Source organism: Pedobacter foliorum (genome assembly GCF_013266735.1).
Classification (GTDB): Bacteria; Bacteroidota; Bacteroidia; order Sphingobacteriales; family Sphingobacteriaceae; genus Pedobacter; species Pedobacter foliorum.
This window is the reverse complement of record NZ_JABSNU010000009.1, coordinates 112,639-130,518: the sequence shown is the minus strand read 5'-3', so window position 1 is coordinate 130,518 and position 17,880 is coordinate 112,639. Positions and strand designations below refer to the sequence as shown.

Annotated in this window: 12 protein-coding genes; 8 read left to right on the top strand and 4 right to left on the bottom strand. The window is 39.6% G+C overall.

The features are described 5' to 3' along the window. Nucleotides 1-4: 4 nt before the first annotated feature. Complete coding sequence (locus tag HQN83_RS17680; protein ID WP_173091822.1) at nucleotides 5-1,315, top strand: vanadium-dependent haloperoxidase; 1,311 nt, start codon at nucleotides 5-7, stop codon at nucleotides 1,313-1,315. 74 nt (nucleotides 1,316-1,389) lie between these two features. Here the strand turns inward: HQN83_RS17680 and HQN83_RS17675 are convergent, their stop codons facing one another. The 4 genes from HQN83_RS17675 to HQN83_RS17660 form a co-directional block, all read right to left on the bottom strand. Beyond that, complete coding sequence (locus tag HQN83_RS17675) at nucleotides 1,390-2,823, bottom strand: TolC family protein (protein ID WP_173091820.1); 1,434 nt, start codon at nucleotides 2,821-2,823, stop codon at nucleotides 1,390-1,392. Then, the gene (locus tag HQN83_RS17670) at nucleotides 2,816-5,983 is read right to left on the bottom strand and encodes an efflux RND transporter permease subunit (protein WP_173091818.1); all 3,168 of its coding nucleotides are present in this window, start codon (nucleotides 5,981-5,983) and stop codon (nucleotides 2,816-2,818) included. Before HQN83_RS17670 ends, HQN83_RS17675 begins: the two co-directional genes overlap by 8 nt. A 27-nt stretch (nucleotides 5,984-6,010) precedes the next feature. Continuing rightward, a complete protein-coding gene (locus HQN83_RS17665; protein ID WP_173091816.1) occupies nucleotides 6,011-7,096 on the bottom strand; it encodes an efflux RND transporter periplasmic adaptor subunit in 1,086 nt (361 codons plus the stop codon). 178 nt (nucleotides 7,097-7,274) lie between these two features. Further along, nucleotides 7,275-7,679: a hypothetical protein gene (locus HQN83_RS17660; protein WP_173091814.1), complete on the bottom strand. Its 405-nt coding sequence runs from the start codon at nucleotides 7,677-7,679 to the stop codon at nucleotides 7,275-7,277. A 372-nt stretch (nucleotides 7,680-8,051) separates the two neighbouring features. Here HQN83_RS17660 and HQN83_RS17655 point away from each other — a divergent pair, with 372 nt between their 5' ends. The 7 genes from HQN83_RS17655 to HQN83_RS17625 all read left to right on the top strand — a co-directional run bounded on the left by HQN83_RS17655 (nucleotide 8,052) and on the right by HQN83_RS17625 (nucleotide 17,843). Then, nucleotides 8,052-8,612, top strand: coding sequence for a carboxymuconolactone decarboxylase family protein (locus HQN83_RS17655; protein ID WP_173091812.1), 561 nt, complete (start codon nucleotides 8,052-8,054; stop codon nucleotides 8,610-8,612). Between the two features lie 35 nt (nucleotides 8,613-8,647). Next, on the top strand, nucleotides 8,648-11,413 hold the full coding sequence (locus HQN83_RS17650) for a TonB-dependent receptor (protein WP_173091811.1): 2,766 nt from the start codon (nucleotides 8,648-8,650) through the stop codon (nucleotides 11,411-11,413). Nucleotides 11,414-11,441: 28 nt separating this feature from the next. After that, on the top strand, nucleotides 11,442-12,692 hold the full coding sequence (locus HQN83_RS17645; protein WP_173091809.1) for an MFS transporter: 1,251 nt from the start codon (nucleotides 11,442-11,444) through the stop codon (nucleotides 12,690-12,692). A 25-nt stretch (nucleotides 12,693-12,717) separates the two neighbouring features. Then, nucleotides 12,718-13,266 carry a carboxymuconolactone decarboxylase family protein gene (locus tag HQN83_RS17640; protein ID WP_173091807.1) on the top strand — a complete coding sequence of 183 codons (549 nt, stop codon included), beginning with the start codon at nucleotides 12,718-12,720 and terminating at the stop codon, nucleotides 13,264-13,266. A gap of 6 nt (nucleotides 13,267-13,272) precedes the next feature. Continuing rightward, nucleotides 13,273-13,815, top strand: coding sequence for a carboxymuconolactone decarboxylase family protein (locus HQN83_RS17635; protein WP_173091805.1), 543 nt, complete (start codon nucleotides 13,273-13,275; stop codon nucleotides 13,813-13,815). A gap of 96 nt (nucleotides 13,816-13,911) precedes the next feature. Beyond that, nucleotides 13,912-15,831: a glycoside hydrolase family 127 protein gene (locus HQN83_RS17630; RefSeq protein ID WP_246254538.1), complete on the top strand. Its 1,920-nt coding sequence runs from the start codon at nucleotides 13,912-13,914 to the stop codon at nucleotides 15,829-15,831. A gap of 236 nt (nucleotides 15,832-16,067) precedes the next feature. Next, nucleotides 16,068-17,843: a hypothetical protein gene (locus HQN83_RS17625; RefSeq protein WP_217277419.1), complete on the top strand. Its 1,776-nt coding sequence runs from the start codon at nucleotides 16,068-16,070 to the stop codon at nucleotides 17,841-17,843. The last annotated feature ends 37 nt before the right edge of the window (nucleotides 17,844-17,880 follow it).

The window sequence follows — 17,880 nt, the reverse complement described above, 5'->3', positions numbered from 1 at the left end:
CATCATGAAAATATATTTGTTTTTAGTTGTTTTCTGTATATCAGTCCATGTCAATGCCCAATGGCGTAAAAATGAAAATGATCCATCGCCTTTGCACAGATCGCAGAAAGCACTTTCTGATATTATTGTAAGCGATATATTTTCTCCACCTGTTGCAAGTAGAATATTTGTTTATGCAAACATTGCTGCATATGAAATTCAGGTTAAGAGTAATAATCAGTTTCAATCTTTAAAAGGACAATTGAATAGCTTTAATGGAATTCCAAAAGCTGATAAAAAGCAAATTAGCTATTCACTAGCTGCTACCTATGCATATTGGCAGGTTGCAAAACGCCTTGTATTCTCCGATCAGGTAGCTTTAGATAGTTTAAATAGTATACTGTTATGGTATAAAGTAAAAGGATATCCAGATACCGTAGTTCAAAACTCAATTGTATATGGTAAAAAGGTGTCAGATTCTGTTTTAAAATGGGTTGATCAAGACCAATATAAGGAAACACGTAAATTAAGACGCTATAGTATTGTAAAAAAAGAAGGTAACTGGGCACCTACTCCTCCTGGTTATATGGCGGCTGTGGAACCTTATTGGGATAAAATTAGACCACTATTTATGAAAACAGCCGATCAGTTTAAACCTTCTCCTCCTCCGCCTTATAGTAAGGATAAGAATAGTGAGTTTTACGCAAATGCAAATGAAGTTTATTTAACCGGTAAAAATTTAAATGGAGAACAACTAGACATTGCTAAATTTTGGGATTGTAACCCTTTCTTTTTAAATGTAAATGGGCATATGAATTATGCAACGAAAAAAATATCACCCGGTGCACACTGGATTTCAATTACTGGCATTGCCTGCAAACTAAAAGACTTTAATTATGTTCAAAGTAGTTTTGCATACACATCTACCTGCATTGCGATATTTGATGCCTTTATTAGTTGTTGGGATGAAAAATACAGGAGCAATTATATCAGGCCAGAAACATTCATAAATTCTAATATCGATGAAAACTGGCAGCCAATTTTGCAAACACCACCATTCCCAGAATATCCAAGTGGGCATAGTGTTGCTTCAACATCAGCAGCCTATATTTTAACTAAAATATTTGGAGATAATTTTAAATTTCAAGATGATACGGAGGTTGATTATGGGTTGCCAATAAGAGGCTTTACTTCTTTTGATCAGGCTGCTAAAGAGGCGTCCATTAGTAGGCTTTATGGAGGTATTCATTATAGACCAGCTATTGAAAATGGTCAAATTCAGGGAAGGAGTATTGGTGAGTACCAAATAGAAAAAATTAAAATGAAAAGAAAATAATTTAAAAGGGCCTTATTAAGGGGAGGTGCTTCAGCTGTAGCACCTCCCCTTAATAAGGCCCTGAAAATGGAAAGTTATTTCCAACCTCCACCAAGCTCCTGGTAGATGTTGATCACAGCATTGAGCTGGTTTCTTTTTGTCTCTATAAGTTCCAGCTTGGATTCTAAAGCATCCCTCTGCGTCATTAAAACTTCTAAATAATCTGCTCTTGCCGATTTAAATAAATCATTAGAGATTTCAATGGATTTGTTTAATGCATCTACTTGTTCAGACTTCAAACGATAACCCTTTTCCAAATTATCTATATTCGACAATTGAGTAGATACCTCTAAATATCCATTTAAAATGGTTTTCTCGTAGTTGTACATGGCCTGAAGCTGACGTAGGTTTGCGTTTTTAAACTCCGCTTTTATCCCGTTTCTGTTAATCAGCGGCCCTGCAAGATCTCCGGCAAGGGAGTATAGCATCGATTCCGGAGATTTAACCAGATAAGTTGGATTGAATGCCTGAAACCCGAATGCTGCGGAAATATCCAGAGAAGGATAGAATTCTGCTTTAGCCACCTTTACATCCAGTTTTGCAGCAGCCAGTTCCAGCTCAGCTTGTTTGATATCCGGCCTGTTGGCCAACAACTGCGAAGGAATACCAGTGTGAACAGCTGCGGGCACCAGATTTAAAAAATTGCCTTTATCTCTCGGGATTTCCTGAGGGAATCGGCCAAGTAAAAAGTTGATCTTATTCTCGCTTTCTTTGATCTTTTGAAGAATTTCAAACTCCATGCTTTGAGAGTTTAGCACCTCAGCTTTAAATTTCTGAACAGCTAATTCGGTTACTCTTGTCGCTTCTTTTTGAATCTTCACAATCTCCAGTGCATTCTTTTGAAGCTGGATGTTTTGTTTAACAATCTCCAGCTGATTATCCAAAGCAAGTAGCTCATAGTACGAATTGGCAACCTCAGAAATTAGATTGGTGAGTACAAAGTTTTTACCCTCTACAGAAGATAAATACCTGTTGATGGCTGCTTTTTTGGAGTTACGCAGTTTTTTCCAAATGTCCACTTCCCAGTTTGCAGATACTGCAGCGGTATAGTCCATTAGAGGGTCTGGAGTTTCTTTGCCGGGAGTGATGTCTGTTGAAGCATCACCAGCCCCTTGGCTGGTGTATCTCCCTACTTTTTCAACACCTATACCAAGTTTTCCAGTTACGGTAGGCAAGAGGGCACCCTGTTTAAATTTGATGTCGTTCTTTGCTATTTGAACTTCCTGAAGTGTTATCATCAGCTCCTGATTACGCTTGATGGCTGTGTCGATCAGATTTACCAGTTTGGGGTCGGTAAAAAAGCTCTTCCATTCAAGCGTTGCCATATTGGCGGTATCCTTACTATTAGTATAGGATTCAGGAACTGATTTATTTTCAACAGACTGTACGAACGCAGGGATCTTACAGCTTGCGATGGCCAGTGAAATACTCACCAGGCCAATGCATTTATATATCTTGTGTTTATACATTATGATCAATTTCTTCTGTTAACGGATTTTCGTTTTCATTCTTAACAAGAATATGTTTTTCGGATATTTTGGCAAATATGTAGTATAGTCCGGGTATAATAAGAACCCCGAAAATAGTTCCAAAAAGCATACCTCCAGCAGCGGCAGTACCTATAGTTCTGTTGCCAATTTTACCCGGGCCATTTGCCATAACCAATGGGATTAACCCTGCGATAAATGCAAACGAGGTCATCAAAATAGGGCGAAACCTAACTTTCGAGCCTTCAAGAGCTGCTTGGAGTACAGTAGCTCCTTCGCGATGTTTCTGGGCTGCAAACTCCACAATCAACACCGCATTTTTGCCGAGTAAACCAATCAACATCACCATGGCTACCTGTGCATAGATGTTGTTTTCAAGACCTAATAATTTTAATAATAAAAAGGCTCCGAAAATACCTGCAGGTAGTGAAAGGATTACGGTTAGTGGCAGAATAAAGCTCTCGTACTGAGCAGCAAGGATTAGGTATACAAATCCCAGACAGATCAGGAAGATGTAAATGGCTTCGTTTCCACGTGAGACCTCATCTTTAGAAATACCCGCCCAGTCTATCCCAAATCCTCTTGGTAAGGTTTTTTGAGCTACCTCATTGATGGCGTTAATTGCCGCACCACTACTGTAACCAGGTGCGGATGAACCGCTGATCTCTGATGCATTGTACATATTATGGCGTGTTATTTCTGACAATCCATATACTTTTTCCATCTTCATAAAGGCAGAGAACGGCACCATTTCATCATGGTCATTCTTTACATAAAGTTTCAGGATATCTTCAGGCAATGCCCTATATTCCGGTAGTGCCTGCACCATAACTTTGTACTGTCGGTCGTACTTAATGAAGTTGGTTTCGTAGTTACTACCTACCAATGTAGAAAGCGTGTTCATTGCATTTTCAATAGTAATCCCTTTTTGTTGGGCAATGTCATTGTCAACGCGTAACATGTATTGAGGGAAACTGGCACTGTAAAAGGTAAACACTGATGACAACTCAGGGCGTTTGCTAAGTTCTTTTACAAAGTCTCTACTCACTGTTTCCATTTTCTTAAAGTCGCCTGACCCTGCTTTGTCCAGCAAGCGCAATTCGAAACCGCCGGCAGCTCCATATCCTGGCACAGCAGGAGGCTGGAAGAATTCGATTGTGGCACCTTGTATGTCTTTGGATTTCTCCTCCAGGTCAGTCATGATTTCCTGAACAGAGTGTTTCCGATCCTCCCAGCTTTTCAGGTTGATCAGACATGTTCCTGAATTGGAACCTGTTCCTTCAGTAAGAATTTCATAGCCTGCAAGAGAAGAAACTGATTGTACGCCATCAACCTTCTCTGCTATTTTCTGTAGCTTTTCAGCTACCTCATTGGTTCTTTCCAGAGATGAACCCGGTGGAGTTTGGATAATAGCATAAAACATCCCCTGATCTTCGTTAGGGATAAAGCCTGAAGGCAATGTGTTATTAATGAAATAAGTTCCGGCACAAAAAGCTAGTAGCATCAGGAAGGTAACCATTCTACGGTTCACTATCGCACCCAGTATTCTCTGATACTTGTCGGAAAGTTTGTTAAATCCATTATTAAAGCCTCTCAGGAATCTGTCTACAGCGGTTTTTCTTTGCGGTTTTCCATGGTTATTCTTTAAAATCATGGCGCAAAGTGCCGGGGTAAGTGTTAGCGCTACTATACCTGATAAAATGATAGCAGTTGCCATTGTAATAGAAAACTGCCGGTAGAATATACCGACGGGCCCGGACATAAATGCAACAGGGATAAACACCGCTGCCATTAAAAAGGTGATGGCAATAATTGCACCGCTGATTTCGTGAATTGCTTTTTTAGTAGCCTTAAGGGGCGAAAGATGTTCCTCTTCCATTTTGGTATGGACGGCTTCTATCACCACAATGGCATCATCAACTACCACACCAATGGCGAGTACGAGTGCAAACAGGGTGATTAGATTTAGCGTAATACCAAAGAATTGCATGAACACAAATGTTCCGATGAGCGATACTGGTACGGCAATGGCAGGGATCAAGGTAGAACGCCAGTCGCCAAGGAACAGGAATACAACCAATCCTACTAGAATAAATGCTTCTATCAAGGTATGTATTACTTTGTCAATAGATGCATCCAAGAATTTGGAAACGTCATAACTGATCTCATAATCCATTCCTTTAGGGAAGGAACTCTTTTTGATCTCCTCCATTTTGGCCTTTATATCTTTAATTACCTGGCTGGCATTACTTCCGTAGGATTGCTTAACGGTAATCGCAGCAGATGGTTTACCATTCAGGTTAGAGTAGATATCGTACATTGAACTTCCGAACTCTATATTGGCAACATCTTTTAGCCTAAGGATTTCACCATTCTGACTAGACCTTAAGATGATATTTTCGTATCCTTCTTTAGTGGTAAATCTACCCGGATATTTCAATACATATTCAAATGTTTGAGAACGTTTACCTGAACTTTCGCCAGTTTTACCTGGTGAAGCCTCCAAGCTTTGTTGATTCAGCGCTTCCAATACTTCGTCCGCAGAGATCTTGTGAGCCAACATGCGGTCTGGTTTTAGCCAGATCCTCATGGCGTATTCCCTGTTACCAAGAATATCCGCAACCCCAACACCATCCACGCGTTTTAATTCCGATAATACGTTGATATCAGCGAAATTAAATAGGAATTTCTGATCCATTTTAGGATCCTTACTGTAAAGGTTGATGTACATAAGCATGTTAGATTCCTCACGGGTAATCTTTACACCCTCACGAACCACTAGTGGTGGAAGCTTGTTAACTACCGAGGCCACCCTGTTCTGGATATTTACGGAAGCTTGATTTGGGTCTGTTCCCAGGTTAAATACTACTTGTATGCTGGCCTCTCCATCGTTACCGGCATCGGACGCCATGTATTTCATTCCAGGAACACCGTTGATGGCCCTTTCAAGTGGAATGATTACTGATTTGATCATGAGCTCACCATTCGCTCCCGGATATTCTGCTGTGATGTTCACCTTTGGGGGCGAAATCGAAGGGAACTGTGTTACCGGCATATGGGTCATGGCCAAAACCCCAAGGAACACAATGATGAGTGATATTACTATCGAGAGGACGGGCCTCTGTATAAATTTATTAAACATTAATTTTCTTGTTTAAGGAGTGAATCACTATTCTGCTTTTAATCTCAAATGGGCAATAACTTCAGCAGGAGCAGTGTATTCAAATTTGATTTTGTCATCATCTTTTACCTTCTGAACGCCTTCAAGCAAGATCTTGTCATCTTGAGAAAGGTTAGCGCCAACCACATACAAATCAGGCATTTCACCAGCTATGGTAATATTTCTTGATTTTACCACACCGTTCTTATCAACTACAAAAACATAAGTTTTGTCTTGAATCTCATAAGTTGCTTTTTGAGGAATAACAAGTGCGTTTTTTAGGGGTACAATCATTCTTATTTTACCAGTTTCGCCATTTTTTAAAAGACGGTCTGGGTTGGGGAATCTTGCGCGGAAAGCGATACTGCCGGTTTCATTATTGAATTCGCTTTCAATGGTTTCTACTTGGCCTTTATATTTTAAAAGCTCATTGTTTGCCAAAAGTAGACTTACTTTATTGTCGGCACGACCTTTTATGTTGGTTTGATAATCAAGGTATTCAGGTTCAGAAACGTTAAAGTAGGCAAACATCTGACTGTTATCCGATAGGCTGGTTAGCAATTGCCCTTCATCAATAAGACTTCCTTGTTTTGATGGGATACGGTCTATGGTTCCATCAAATGGTGCTCTGATCTCAGTAGCCGAAAGGTGGAATTTAGCCATAGATGTTTCGGCTCTTGCCTGATCAAGCTTTGCCTGAGCCATAGCCAACTCATTTTTTGAAACTACATTTTTATCAGATAGGGTTTTGGTATTCTGTACCTCAATCTCTGCAGCTTTGGTCTCGGCCTGAGCTTTCAGTAATTCGGCCTCGTATACCTTAGGCATAATTTTAAATAAGAGCTGACCGGCTTTTACGGTTTGGCCTTCATCTACATAAATGGTTTGTAGATAACCTTTTTCCAGTGCCCGGACTTCAATATTTCGCACGGATTTTACCTGCGAAACGTATTCCTTGGTAAAGGAGGTGTCGATTTTTAAAGGGGTAGTAACCGTATATTTACTGGCTTCTTCCTTTTCTTCTTTTTTTTCAGATGTACAGCTTGTGTGGCACAATATGGCACACAAGCCCGCGAGCATTGCAATTCTCTTCATTTGGTGTTAATTGGTTGTAAAATGGTGTAATGATCAGGAATCAGAAATTCCTGGAAGTGAGAAATAGCTCAGTTGCCGGGTATGGAACCGGAATGATTATGCTGAAAGAAAGATGTTCTTAGTACACCCTTATTGGGCACAGATGATCATACGCTCGGTAACTGAAGCGTATTTTTGATCATATTTTTAAAACTCTTTGTAGAATGTATTTGTAAGAGGAGGTGTAAGATAAATGTTTGCAACATGGCAAACGGTTTTTGACATAATTACTGGAATTACTTAAAATGGAAGAATTGGCAAGTGTGATAATGTACTTAACTGGTAATGCCAATTTCCTTGCAGATACAAAGTCCTCATCCTCATTCTCAACAGAGATGAAATCTTCCCTTTGTTCACTGAAGCAATTATTCTTAATTACTGGCAGCTCTTGATTTGTGCCGATGAGTTTTGCTTGCTGCAGTTTCTCAATATTCTGAGTAGATGAATAGGAAGAGGGATTGTGATTAGCTTCTGCATAAGCATGGTCATACCTGCCTAATAGAAGGAAACACAGAGAAAGTAAGAATAGAATAACCGCTTTCATATTCGCCACAAAAATAGTATTAGCTGTGAGAGTTAACGCTGGTTAATCTTTTTAAACTGTCAGAATATTGTCAATAGTTCTTGATCTTTAAGGAATACTTCAGTTTTAGATCTGAATGGGCTTAAAAATTTATTTTAAAACCTTTTAGCATTTTTATTTTGTTGTAACGAATAAAGTTTGTAAACTTATAGTTACATTCTATCTGTGGGTAAAGGAGTAATATTTAATTAATAGCTGTTTTTTGTATTTAAATACTGATATATAGCGGTAAGTGTGTTTTCTTGCTGATCGGTCGGCTTCTGGAATAGAAGTTGTTTATATAGTATTGTTACAATTTGCGGCTTAGAACTTTATATTTTAAACAATATTTAAATGCCTCATATCTCATTAGAAAGCCACTTGCCTGGAATTACCGGATTACTAGAGTATAGTAAAGAAACAGCTCAGCCTATTCGGGAACTAACACAGTTTTTGCTCCGTGGACCATCTTCTTTAACTGAAGCCGAAAGGGAATTAATTGCTACTGTTGTGTCACACGGAAATGAATGTGTTTTTTGTACAACAGCGCATACTGCTGCTGCGGATTTGTTAGCCGGAGAAACGCAAACGGCGCAAAAAGTAAAAGAAAATATTAGTACAGCTCCTGTTAGTCAAAAAATGAAAGCGTTATTAACCATTGCGGCCCTAACCAGGCAAAGTGGAAAAAGCGTAACGGCAGAACACATTGAAGAAGCAAAGGTTGCTGGCGCAACTGATGTGGAGATTCATGATACGGTATTGATTGCCTCCTTATTCTGTTTATATAATCGTTATGTGGACGGACTAGGAACTGCACTCCCTGAAAACCCTGCGTATTACCTCACCCTGGCCGACAGACTTGTTAACCATGGGTATACCCGTCTCCCCAATGGGTATGATCACCTTAAGAAATAAACCAACCAAAATAAACCAAAATAAACCAAACCAAAATGAAGAGAAACTTACTAATAGTATTATTGCTCTATGCTGTTAACTTGTTCGGACAGGAACTGAAAATAAGAGGTGATGTATCCGCCACAGATACCAATCTTGCCTTAAGCAATGCAAGTGTCAATATTAAAAACAAGGTCACTGGCACCACAACAAATGTAAAAGGAAGTTTCACCTTAAATTATAAAGGTAAATTACCAATTGTTATCGTTGTTTCCGCTATCGGATATGAGTCCCAGGAAATTCAGGTTACCTCTGAAAGTCAGGATATCCGTGTTTTACTTTCTGCCAAAACTATTATGCTTAATGAGGTGGTAACTGCCGCCTCCCGGGTAAGTCAAAATATCCTGCAATCACCTGTCAGTATTGAAAAAATGTCGCTCAAAACTATTAAGGAAAATCCATCTTATACTTTTTATGATGGCCTCCAGAGTTTGAAAGGAATGGAGGCTGTTACCAGCAGCATCACTTACAAACAGGTAAACACCCGTGGCTTTAATACCACCGGTAACTCCCGTTTCCTTCAACTTGTCGACGGAGTTGACAATCAGACACCAGGCCTTAACTTCGCAGTAGGTAACTTGTTTGGTGCATCTGATCTGGACGTTGAATCGGCAGAGGTTATCCCCGGAGCAGCGTCGGCGCTCTACGGACCAGTGGCTTTTAATGGCCTGTTGTACATCCATTCCAAAGATCCATTCGCTTATCAGGGTCTGTCTTTTCAGGTAAAAACCGGAATAAATCACATTAATGATCCGGCAACAGGCTCAAAAGAAATGAATGATGTTGCACTCAGGTTTGCCCATGCATTTAATGACCGTTTGGCCTTTAAAATCAATGTTTCTTATTTAAAAGGGGTCGATTGGTATGCTAACGATTATACTGATGTCAGTGCCAGCACTCCATTAGATCAGCGTGGCCCCAACAATCCGGCACGCGATGCTTTAAATATTTATGGTGATGAGGTTTCCCGAAACTTAACGGGTATTGGAGTCGTATCCCGTACTGGTTATGAGGAAAAGAACCTGATGAATTATGATGTGTATAGTTTGAAATTGAACGGTGCTTTGCATTATCGTATCACGAACGGTCTTGAAGCCATTTACCAATACAATTATGGCGTAGGTACTGCCAGCTATACCGGAAGCAGCCGCTTTGATCTGAATAATTTTGTGCTTCAGACACACCGTGCAGAACTAAAAGGAAGCAATTTCTTTTTGCGCAGTTATGTGGTAACTGAAAATTCTCACGATTCTTACAATACCCGTTCCCTTGCTCAATTTATTAGTAGAGACTGGGTACAGGATCTTAGCGGAAAAGTTGTAGCGCCTAATGTGGCTGATGATACCTGGTTCACAAGATATGCAGCCGCTTTTAATGGTACCCAGGCTGGTGTTACTGGAAATAGTCATACCGCCGCACGTACTTTTGCTGATCAGGGTAGATTCCTGCCGGGTTCAGAAGCATTTGACAAATCAAAGGATGCCTCTATTCATAATTATGGCTTAAGCGGTGCCGGCGTTTTTAGCAACAGTAAGTTTTATCATACTGATGGTCAGTACGATTTCTCCAGTGCAATAAAGGTATTTGAACTACTTGCCGGGGGTAGCTTCCGTAATTATAAAATGTTTACCAATGGAAGCTTGTTCGATGACAAGACAAATAAAATCGGGATCAAAGAATACGGAGCATTTACACAGATAGGTAAAAAATTCTTCGATGAAAAGCTGAAGTTAACCGCGTCTGTAAGATATGATAAGAACGAAAATTTCGACGGCAATTTTACTCCTCGTTTTTCAGGGGTATATACCGTTGCGAAATCTCATAATTTCAGGGCTTCTTATCAGACAGGCTTTAGAAATCCTACCCCTGTAGATCAGTTTATCCACCTCAACGTTGGCCCTATTACCATATTGGGAGGAGCTCCAAATAACAGCGCCGGATTAAATGTATATGAGAATTCGTTCACTGCAGCTTCAGTAAATGTATTCGGCCCTGCTGTAGGTGCGGCTATTGGTGGCGGAACACCTCCACCAGTTGCAATCAACCAGAATAAAGACCTTTTGGTTAAGTCTAATGTTGCCTATATAAAACCAGAGCAGCAAAAAGCATTTGAGGTTGGCTATAAAGGTTTGATTAACGAAAAACTACTGGTAGACCTAAACTATTATTATAGCTCATACACAGATTTTATACTCAATACCGTAGTATTAAGGCCAACAAGCCCGGTACTTGGAGCCGATGGTAAAATTAATCCTGCAGCAGCAGCTGAAGTAGCAGCACGCACAGTAAGTGCCTTTCAATTGTATACCAACGCACAGGATAAGGTTTCAGCACAAGGTGTAAGTTTTGGTCTAACCTACCTGCTTAACGGTGGTTATGTCCTTGGAGGCAATGCAACCTGGTCCGATTTCAACCTTGGCAGTGCAAACATCAATAACATTGCCCAGTTTAATACACCTAAGTACAGTACCAATGCAACATTTGGTAATGCAAACCTAGGTGGTGATTTTGGATTTAATGTTGCGTGGCACTGGCAGAGTGCGTTCGACTGGTATGGAACTTTTAATGGAGTAAGACCAGGGCGCATCAAAGCTTATTCAATGGTGGATGCTCAGATTAATAAAAAAATTCCTTCTGTAAACACCACGATTAAACTGGGAGGTAGTAACATCCTGAATAAATACGTTTCGCAATCATATGGTTCTCCTGCTGTAGGGGCAATTTATTATGTATCATTGGTATTTGATAACCCTTTAAAATAATTGGTATTCACCCTTAAAAGTAAAAATTATGAGTGCAATAAAATTAAGTAATACCTACCTGACTTTACTGTTCATTCTCTGCTTTTTGAGTAGCGCATTCGGTGGAACAGTTTCTACGCTCATGTCAGTGTATCTCCCGGTAGTAGTTAAAGACCTGCAGGGAGATCTGGGTGCTGAAGAACTGAATTCTATAAGCGGTTTTGTCAACGCGCTGTTCATTTTTGGCTGGGCGTTTGGCGGCTTTACCTGGGGACTAATTAGCGACAGGATCGGACGTAGGAAAGCTTTATTGTCTGCTATCGCCTGTTATGGCATATTTACCCTGTTAACAGGCCTCATGCCGACATGGATTGGTCTGGTAGCATGCAGGTTCATGAGTGGATTTGGGGTAGGGGGCGTATTGGTTGTTTCCTTCACCTTGCTTAGTGAAGTATGGCCTCAGAAAAGTAAAGCTGTAGTTACGGGGATTATTTCTATTGCTTTCCCCGTAGGGATATTTTCAGCAGGCCTCATCAACTTTGTGGTTTCCTCTTGGCGAGAAGCCTTTTTTGTAGGAGCCATCCCTATTATCCTGGCACTTATTGGGATCATTGTGATTAAAGAGTCGGATAAATGGCTGGAGCATCGGGAGCAAAAGGCGGTAACCCAAAAACTATCCCTGTGGTATTCTGCCGAAAACCGTAGAGAACTGATAGTTGGTTCCCTGATGTTTGGTACTATGCTCATTGGATTATGGGCCATATTTTCATGGCTGCCTACATGGGTGCAAAGTCTAATCAGTGGTGACGGACAAAAAGAACGCGGTCTGAGTATGATGTGCATGGGAATGGGTGGACTGGTCGGAGGATTTTTCTCAGGTTACTTAGTCAATCTACTTGGTTTAAAAAAATCAATGATGCTGTGTTTTGCCGTTTGCTCCATTATGTCCTTCGTGCTGTTTAAACTGAATACCACTTTTTCTCCTTTGATTTTTATAGAAATTGCTGTGCTGGCTTTGTTCTTCGGGGCTAGTCAGGGTGTTTTATCGTCCTATATTCCGCAATTGTTCCATACCGGTATAAGGGCCACAGCTACAGGGTTCTGCTTTAATATTGGTAGGTTGTTTACCGCAACTGCGGTTTTGTTTATAGGGGTTCTTGTAGTATCACTTGGCGGATATGGTAACGCAATTTTTATGTTCTCAACTGTATTCGTAGTTGGTTTTGTAGTCGTGTTATCTATAAAAGAAAAGAAAGAAGAAGTAATAGCGGTTACTCCATTAGAGTCTACTGCCGGATAATTTGAAATTTTAAAACTTATAAGAAATGGCGCATATTAACGTACCTGAAGGAGTTCCAGGAATAAGATCTCTGGTTATGTTCAGACCTGAAACAGGAAAATACCTTTATGACCTCGCTGAGGAATTGTTGCGAGGAGAGTCGCCCTTATCACAAGCAGAAAGGGAATTGATTGCCGCATATGTTTCAAAACGAAACGATTGTTTTTTCTGTATGAGTAGTCATGCAGCAGCAGCAAGATGTTTGTACAATGATGATGAGGAAATTGTAGATGATGTTTTGAATGATATGGAGGCAGCTAACATAAGTAGCAAGATGAAAGCACTTCTGAATATTGCAGGTAAAGTACAGATTCTTGGTAAAGAGGTAAGCTCTGCAGATATAGAACTGGCCAAAGATGAGGGTGCTACTGATAAAGAACTGCATGATACAGTGCTCATTGCAGCTGCGTTTTGTATGTTTAATCGTTATGTAGATGGCTTAGCCAGCTTTACACCAACAGATCCTGAAGCGTATAAGGAAATGGGAAAGAGAATGGTTCAGGGATATAATTTACCAGTACAACAACAATCATAAAATAAGATGGCACATATTAATTTAAATAATGACTTACCCGGCATCAGGGGATTAATGGAGTATCGTCCTGAAACGGCTAATCCTTTAAATGCACTTGCAGAGATGCTACTAAGAAATGTTGATAACACTTTGTCTCGCGGCGAACGTGAATTGATAGGAACTTATGTTTCGTATCTAAATGATTGTTTCTTTTGCCAGAATGTACATGGGGCATTGGCCGGACATTATTTAAACTGTGACATCAATCAGATAGATAAGATTAAAAATGATTTTAATACAGCAGACCTTTCATCTAAGATGAAAAGTCTGCTTGCTATTGCTGCAAGTGTACAAAAAGGTGGTAAAATGGTAAGTGAGGAGCAAATTTTGGTAGCAAAATTAGAAGATGCTACAGACAAAGAAATTCATGATACGGTGCTAATTGCAGCGGCATTTTGTATGTTCAATCGTTATGTTGACGGTTTGGGAACAACTGCTCCATTAGACCGACAGTTTTACATAAACCGGGCACCACAGCGGGCAGAAGATGGCTATCTTATTTTAAGATAATAAACATTTTACTTAAACTTTTCCTTTTAAACACTAGATTTAACTTAATCGATTTGTCGAAAGGCAGAAGATGTTAATTGTTTTAATCAAAGTAATATGAGAAATTTAATGAAATGTGGTTTTGGTTTTTGTGTTTTGCTGGGCTTATTGTCTGAGCCGACTTTCGCTCAGCAATCAAGTTCTAAAATCTCATCCGTTAATTTTTCAAAGGTTAATATCACTGATAATTTTTGGGCACCTAAAATTAAAACTGTAAGTGAGGTAACCATTCCCGTATGTATCGATCAGACAGAGGTTAAAACACCTCGAATCAGAAATTTTGAAAAGGTAGCTCGTAAGCAGGGTGAAAAGCATGAGGGAATTTATTATGATGACTCTGATGTTTACAAAGCTCTCGAGGCCATAGCTTATTCACTAAAAAACCATCCTGACTCGAAGCTAGAAGCAAAAGCTGACGATTGGATTAACAAAATAGCTGCGGCGCAGTTACCTGATGGTTATGTAAATACCTACTATACACTTACTGGGCTCGATCAAAGGTGGACTGATATGGAAAAGCACGAAGATTATTGTGCCGGGCATTTAATGGAGGCTGCTGTAGCATACTATAATACAACGGGAAAAAAGAAACTCCTTGATGTCGCTACCCGTTTTGCTGATCATATAGATAACACATTTAGACTTAAGAATCGTAATTGGGTAACCGGACATCAGGAAATAGAGCTTGCCCTAGTAAAACTCTACAAAGCAACAGGTAAAGAAAAATACTTGGATCTGGCCGATTGGTTTTTACAGCAACGTGGGCATGACCACGGTAAAGGTGCCATTTGGACTAATCCTCATATGGGAAAGAAATATTGTCAGGATGATGTGCCTGTTAAAGAGCAGAAACAGATAGAAGGACATGCTGTAAGAGCCATGTATCTTTATACTGGCGCAGCCGATGTAGGTGCTGCAAAAAATGATCTCGGGTATATGAAATCTATGAAAACAGTATGGGAAGATGTAGTTTACAGGAATATGTACATCACTGGCGGCATAGGTTCATCTGGGAGTAACGAGGGTTTTTCAGTGGATTATGATCTCCCAAATGAAAATGCGTATTGTGAGACTTGTGCATCCGTTGGTATGGTTCTGTGGAACGAACGTATGAACTTATTAACCAATGACGCGAAATACATAGATGTGCTGGAAAGAAGTTTATACAATGGAGCCTTGGCTGGATTATCACTTAGCGGTGATAGATTTTTCTACGGTAATCCATTGGCATCAAAAGGAGGGTACGGTCGCAGTGAATGGTTCGGAACAGCTTGTTGCCCTTCAAATATTGCCAGATTAGTCGAATCGCTAGGTAATTATATTTATGCTTCTTCTGATAACTCAATTCTGGTTAATCTTTTTGTAGGTAGTAACACCACTATACCTTTAAAAAAAGGTAGTGTTAAAATTAAACAGGAAACCAATTACCCATGGGATGGTCTGGTTAATGTCTCTATAGATCCATCGGTGCACATAAGTTTTCCTCTGCATATTCGCATTCCGGGCTGGGCAAATAATCAGCCTGTACCTGGTTCTACTTATCAGTATGCTGATAAATTGAGTAAGAATATCAATTTAACTTTAAATGGAAAACCTGCTAAATACACTGTTAAAGATGGATATGCTGTTATTATTAATAAATGGAAAAAGGGAGATGTTGTAAAACTAAATCTACCAATGGAGGTTCGTCAAATTGCTGCAATTGATAGCATAAAAGAAAATAATAATAAGGTTGCCCTTCAAAGAGGGCCTTTGGTTTATTGCATTGAGCAACCTGATAACTTAAGTAAAATGCAAGGTCTCTCACTTCCTAAAAATCCTATTTTCAGCTCATCTTTCCAAAAAGACCTATTAGGAGGTGTTGTTGTGGTGAAAGCTGAAGGGGTTAAAAATGAATTTGTTACTGCTGTTCCATATTATTCCTGGGCAAATAGAGGTAAATCGGAAATGCAGGTATGGTTACCGGTTAAGAAATAATAGTATTAACGGAATATTTATATTAAAAAAGTATTTCTTTTTATAATAGTTTATTTTCTTCCTAATAGGATTTAGCACGTATCTGTGCTTATAATTTAATCTTTAAGAACCTGTGAGTGCAGGATGCCATTCAGTATAGTGCAGGTTGCTGTTCGATGAAACTATTAATAGTATTGATCAGCAACTAATTGTTTTCTCTCCGAAAACAATTGTGCCTAACCAAATATAGATTTATTATGAGCTTTAATATCAGATCCTGTGCTGGTCTTTTATTGGTGCTGTGTGCTGCTGTAACAAATGTTTTTCCGCAGAAATCACTAACCAATTATACCGCGGCACTGCCTGCGACAGATGCATTAGGCAGAAAATTGCCAACATTTAGTGAAGTAGGTAAAGAGAAAAGTGACAAGTTTGTCGGGATGTTCTATTGGACATGGCATTATGCACAGGCTAAGCTAAAACCTAATAATACTACCGCCTTTTTGCAAAAGCATCCTGATGCGCTTTATGATTTTAAGCATCCTGCCTGGCCTCAAAATATTATGAATTTCTGGAACGAGCCCCTATTTGGTTATTACATCAATATGGATAAATGGGTGCTTTGGAAACATGCAGAAATGCTGGCAGATGCGGGTGTTGATATGATTATGTTCGATTGTACCAATGGAGATCTTGTATGGAAGCCTGCTTACATGGCTCTTTGTGAAGTGTTTTCAGAAGCAAGAAAAAATGGCATCCGTACCCCACAAATAGCTTTTATGATGGGCTTTGGTGCTTCTAAAGATAGCAAAAGTGCTATTGATCAGGTTTATAATGATTTGTACAAACCCGGGCTTTATAAGGATTTGTGGTTTCAATGGAAAGGTAAGCCTTTAATTATGGCTTACCCGGATAATATTGATCCAGTGATTAGGGACTTTTTTACCTTCCGTCCTGGACAGCCGGTGTACAATAAAGGTCCTGAACGTAAAGATCATTGGGGATGGCTGGAGATATATCCTCAACATGGTTTCGTGAAAAACAATGATGGAAGTTTTGAACAAATGACTGTTGGTACTTCGCAAAACTGGACTAAAGAAAATGGCCTAAATCCAATGAATGCCAAAGGTGCATTTGGCAGAAGTTACACTGATAAAAATGGACAGGACACAAGTAAAGATGCACATCAGTACGGTCTGAATTTTCAGGAGCAATGGGATCACGCCCTTAAACAGAATGTAGAATTGGTATTTGTTACTGGCTGGAACGAATGGATAGCGGGTAGATATGAAAAATGGCAGGATCAACCAAATGCTTTTCCTGATCAGTTCGATACCGAGCATAGCAGGGATATAGAGCCTATGAAGGGAGGACATCAGGATAATTATTATTACCAGTTAATTGCCAACATCCGTCGCTTTAAAGGGATGCCTGCTCCAAAAAAACCGTCTGCGGCCAAAACCATCGGTATTGATGGCAAATTTGATGAATGGATAAATGTTAAGCCAGAATTTATGGCTCACAAGGGCAATACAGTACATCGTGATGCTGATGGCTTTGCAGGAACACATTATACAAATACAACCGGGCGAAATGACATCGTAAAAGCAAAAGTAGCAAGAGACAATAAGTATGTTTATTTCTATGTGGAAACAGCGAATAAACTAACCGATCATACAGATCCGGCATGGATGCGCTTGTTTATAGATATCGATAAGGATAAAAAAACAGGGTGGGAGGGATATGATTTGATTGTGAATAGAAAAATGCCCGGTCAAAAAGCATTTTTAGAAAAATCTGTAAGAGGATGGAATTGGAAACAGGTTGCAGAGGTGGATTATAAGTATATAGATAACCAATTGGAAATTCGTATCCCGAGGACATTCTTAGTCACAAAAAACACATTGGATTTTGAATTTAAATGGTCTGATAATATGCAGACTGATGGAGATATCATTGATTTCTTGATTAACGGGGATGTGGCGCCATCGGGAAGATTCAATTATCCATATACAGAAAGCCAAAGTAAATGAAAACACTTCTGAAACCTAGCCAAAATAAACCTAATTC

Coding starts and splice junctions, on each gene's coding strand:
- HQN83_RS17675 (WP_173091820.1), bottom strand. CDS start 2,823: ATGTATAAACACAAGATATATAAATGCATTGGCCTGGTGAGTATTTCA.
- HQN83_RS17660 (WP_173091814.1), bottom strand. CDS start 7,679: ATGAAAGCGGTTATTCTATTCTTACTTTCTCTGTGTTTCCTTCTATTA.
- HQN83_RS17630 (WP_246254538.1), top strand. CDS start 13,912: ATGAGAAATTTAATGAAATGTGGTTTTGGTTTTTGTGTTTTGCTGGGC.
- HQN83_RS17640 (WP_173091807.1), top strand. CDS start 12,718: ATGGCGCATATTAACGTACCTGAAGGAGTTCCAGGAATAAGATCTCTG.
- HQN83_RS17635 (WP_173091805.1), top strand. CDS start 13,273: ATGGCACATATTAATTTAAATAATGACTTACCCGGCATCAGGGGATTA.
- HQN83_RS17645 (WP_173091809.1), top strand. CDS start 11,442: ATGAGTGCAATAAAATTAAGTAATACCTACCTGACTTTACTGTTCATT.
- HQN83_RS17655 (WP_173091812.1), top strand. CDS start 8,052: ATGCCTCATATCTCATTAGAAAGCCACTTGCCTGGAATTACCGGATTA.
- HQN83_RS17650 (WP_173091811.1), top strand. CDS start 8,648: ATGAAGAGAAACTTACTAATAGTATTATTGCTCTATGCTGTTAACTTG.
- HQN83_RS17680 (WP_173091822.1), top strand. CDS start 5: ATGAAAATATATTTGTTTTTAGTTGTTTTCTGTATATCAGTCCATGTC.
- HQN83_RS17625 (WP_217277419.1), top strand. CDS start 16,068: ATGAGCTTTAATATCAGATCCTGTGCTGGTCTTTTATTGGTGCTGTGT.
- HQN83_RS17670 (WP_173091818.1), bottom strand. CDS start 5,983: ATGTTTAATAAATTTATACAGAGGCCCGTCCTCTCGATAGTAATATCA.
- HQN83_RS17665 (WP_173091816.1), bottom strand. CDS start 7,096: ATGAAGAGAATTGCAATGCTCGCGGGCTTGTGTGCCATATTGTGCCAC.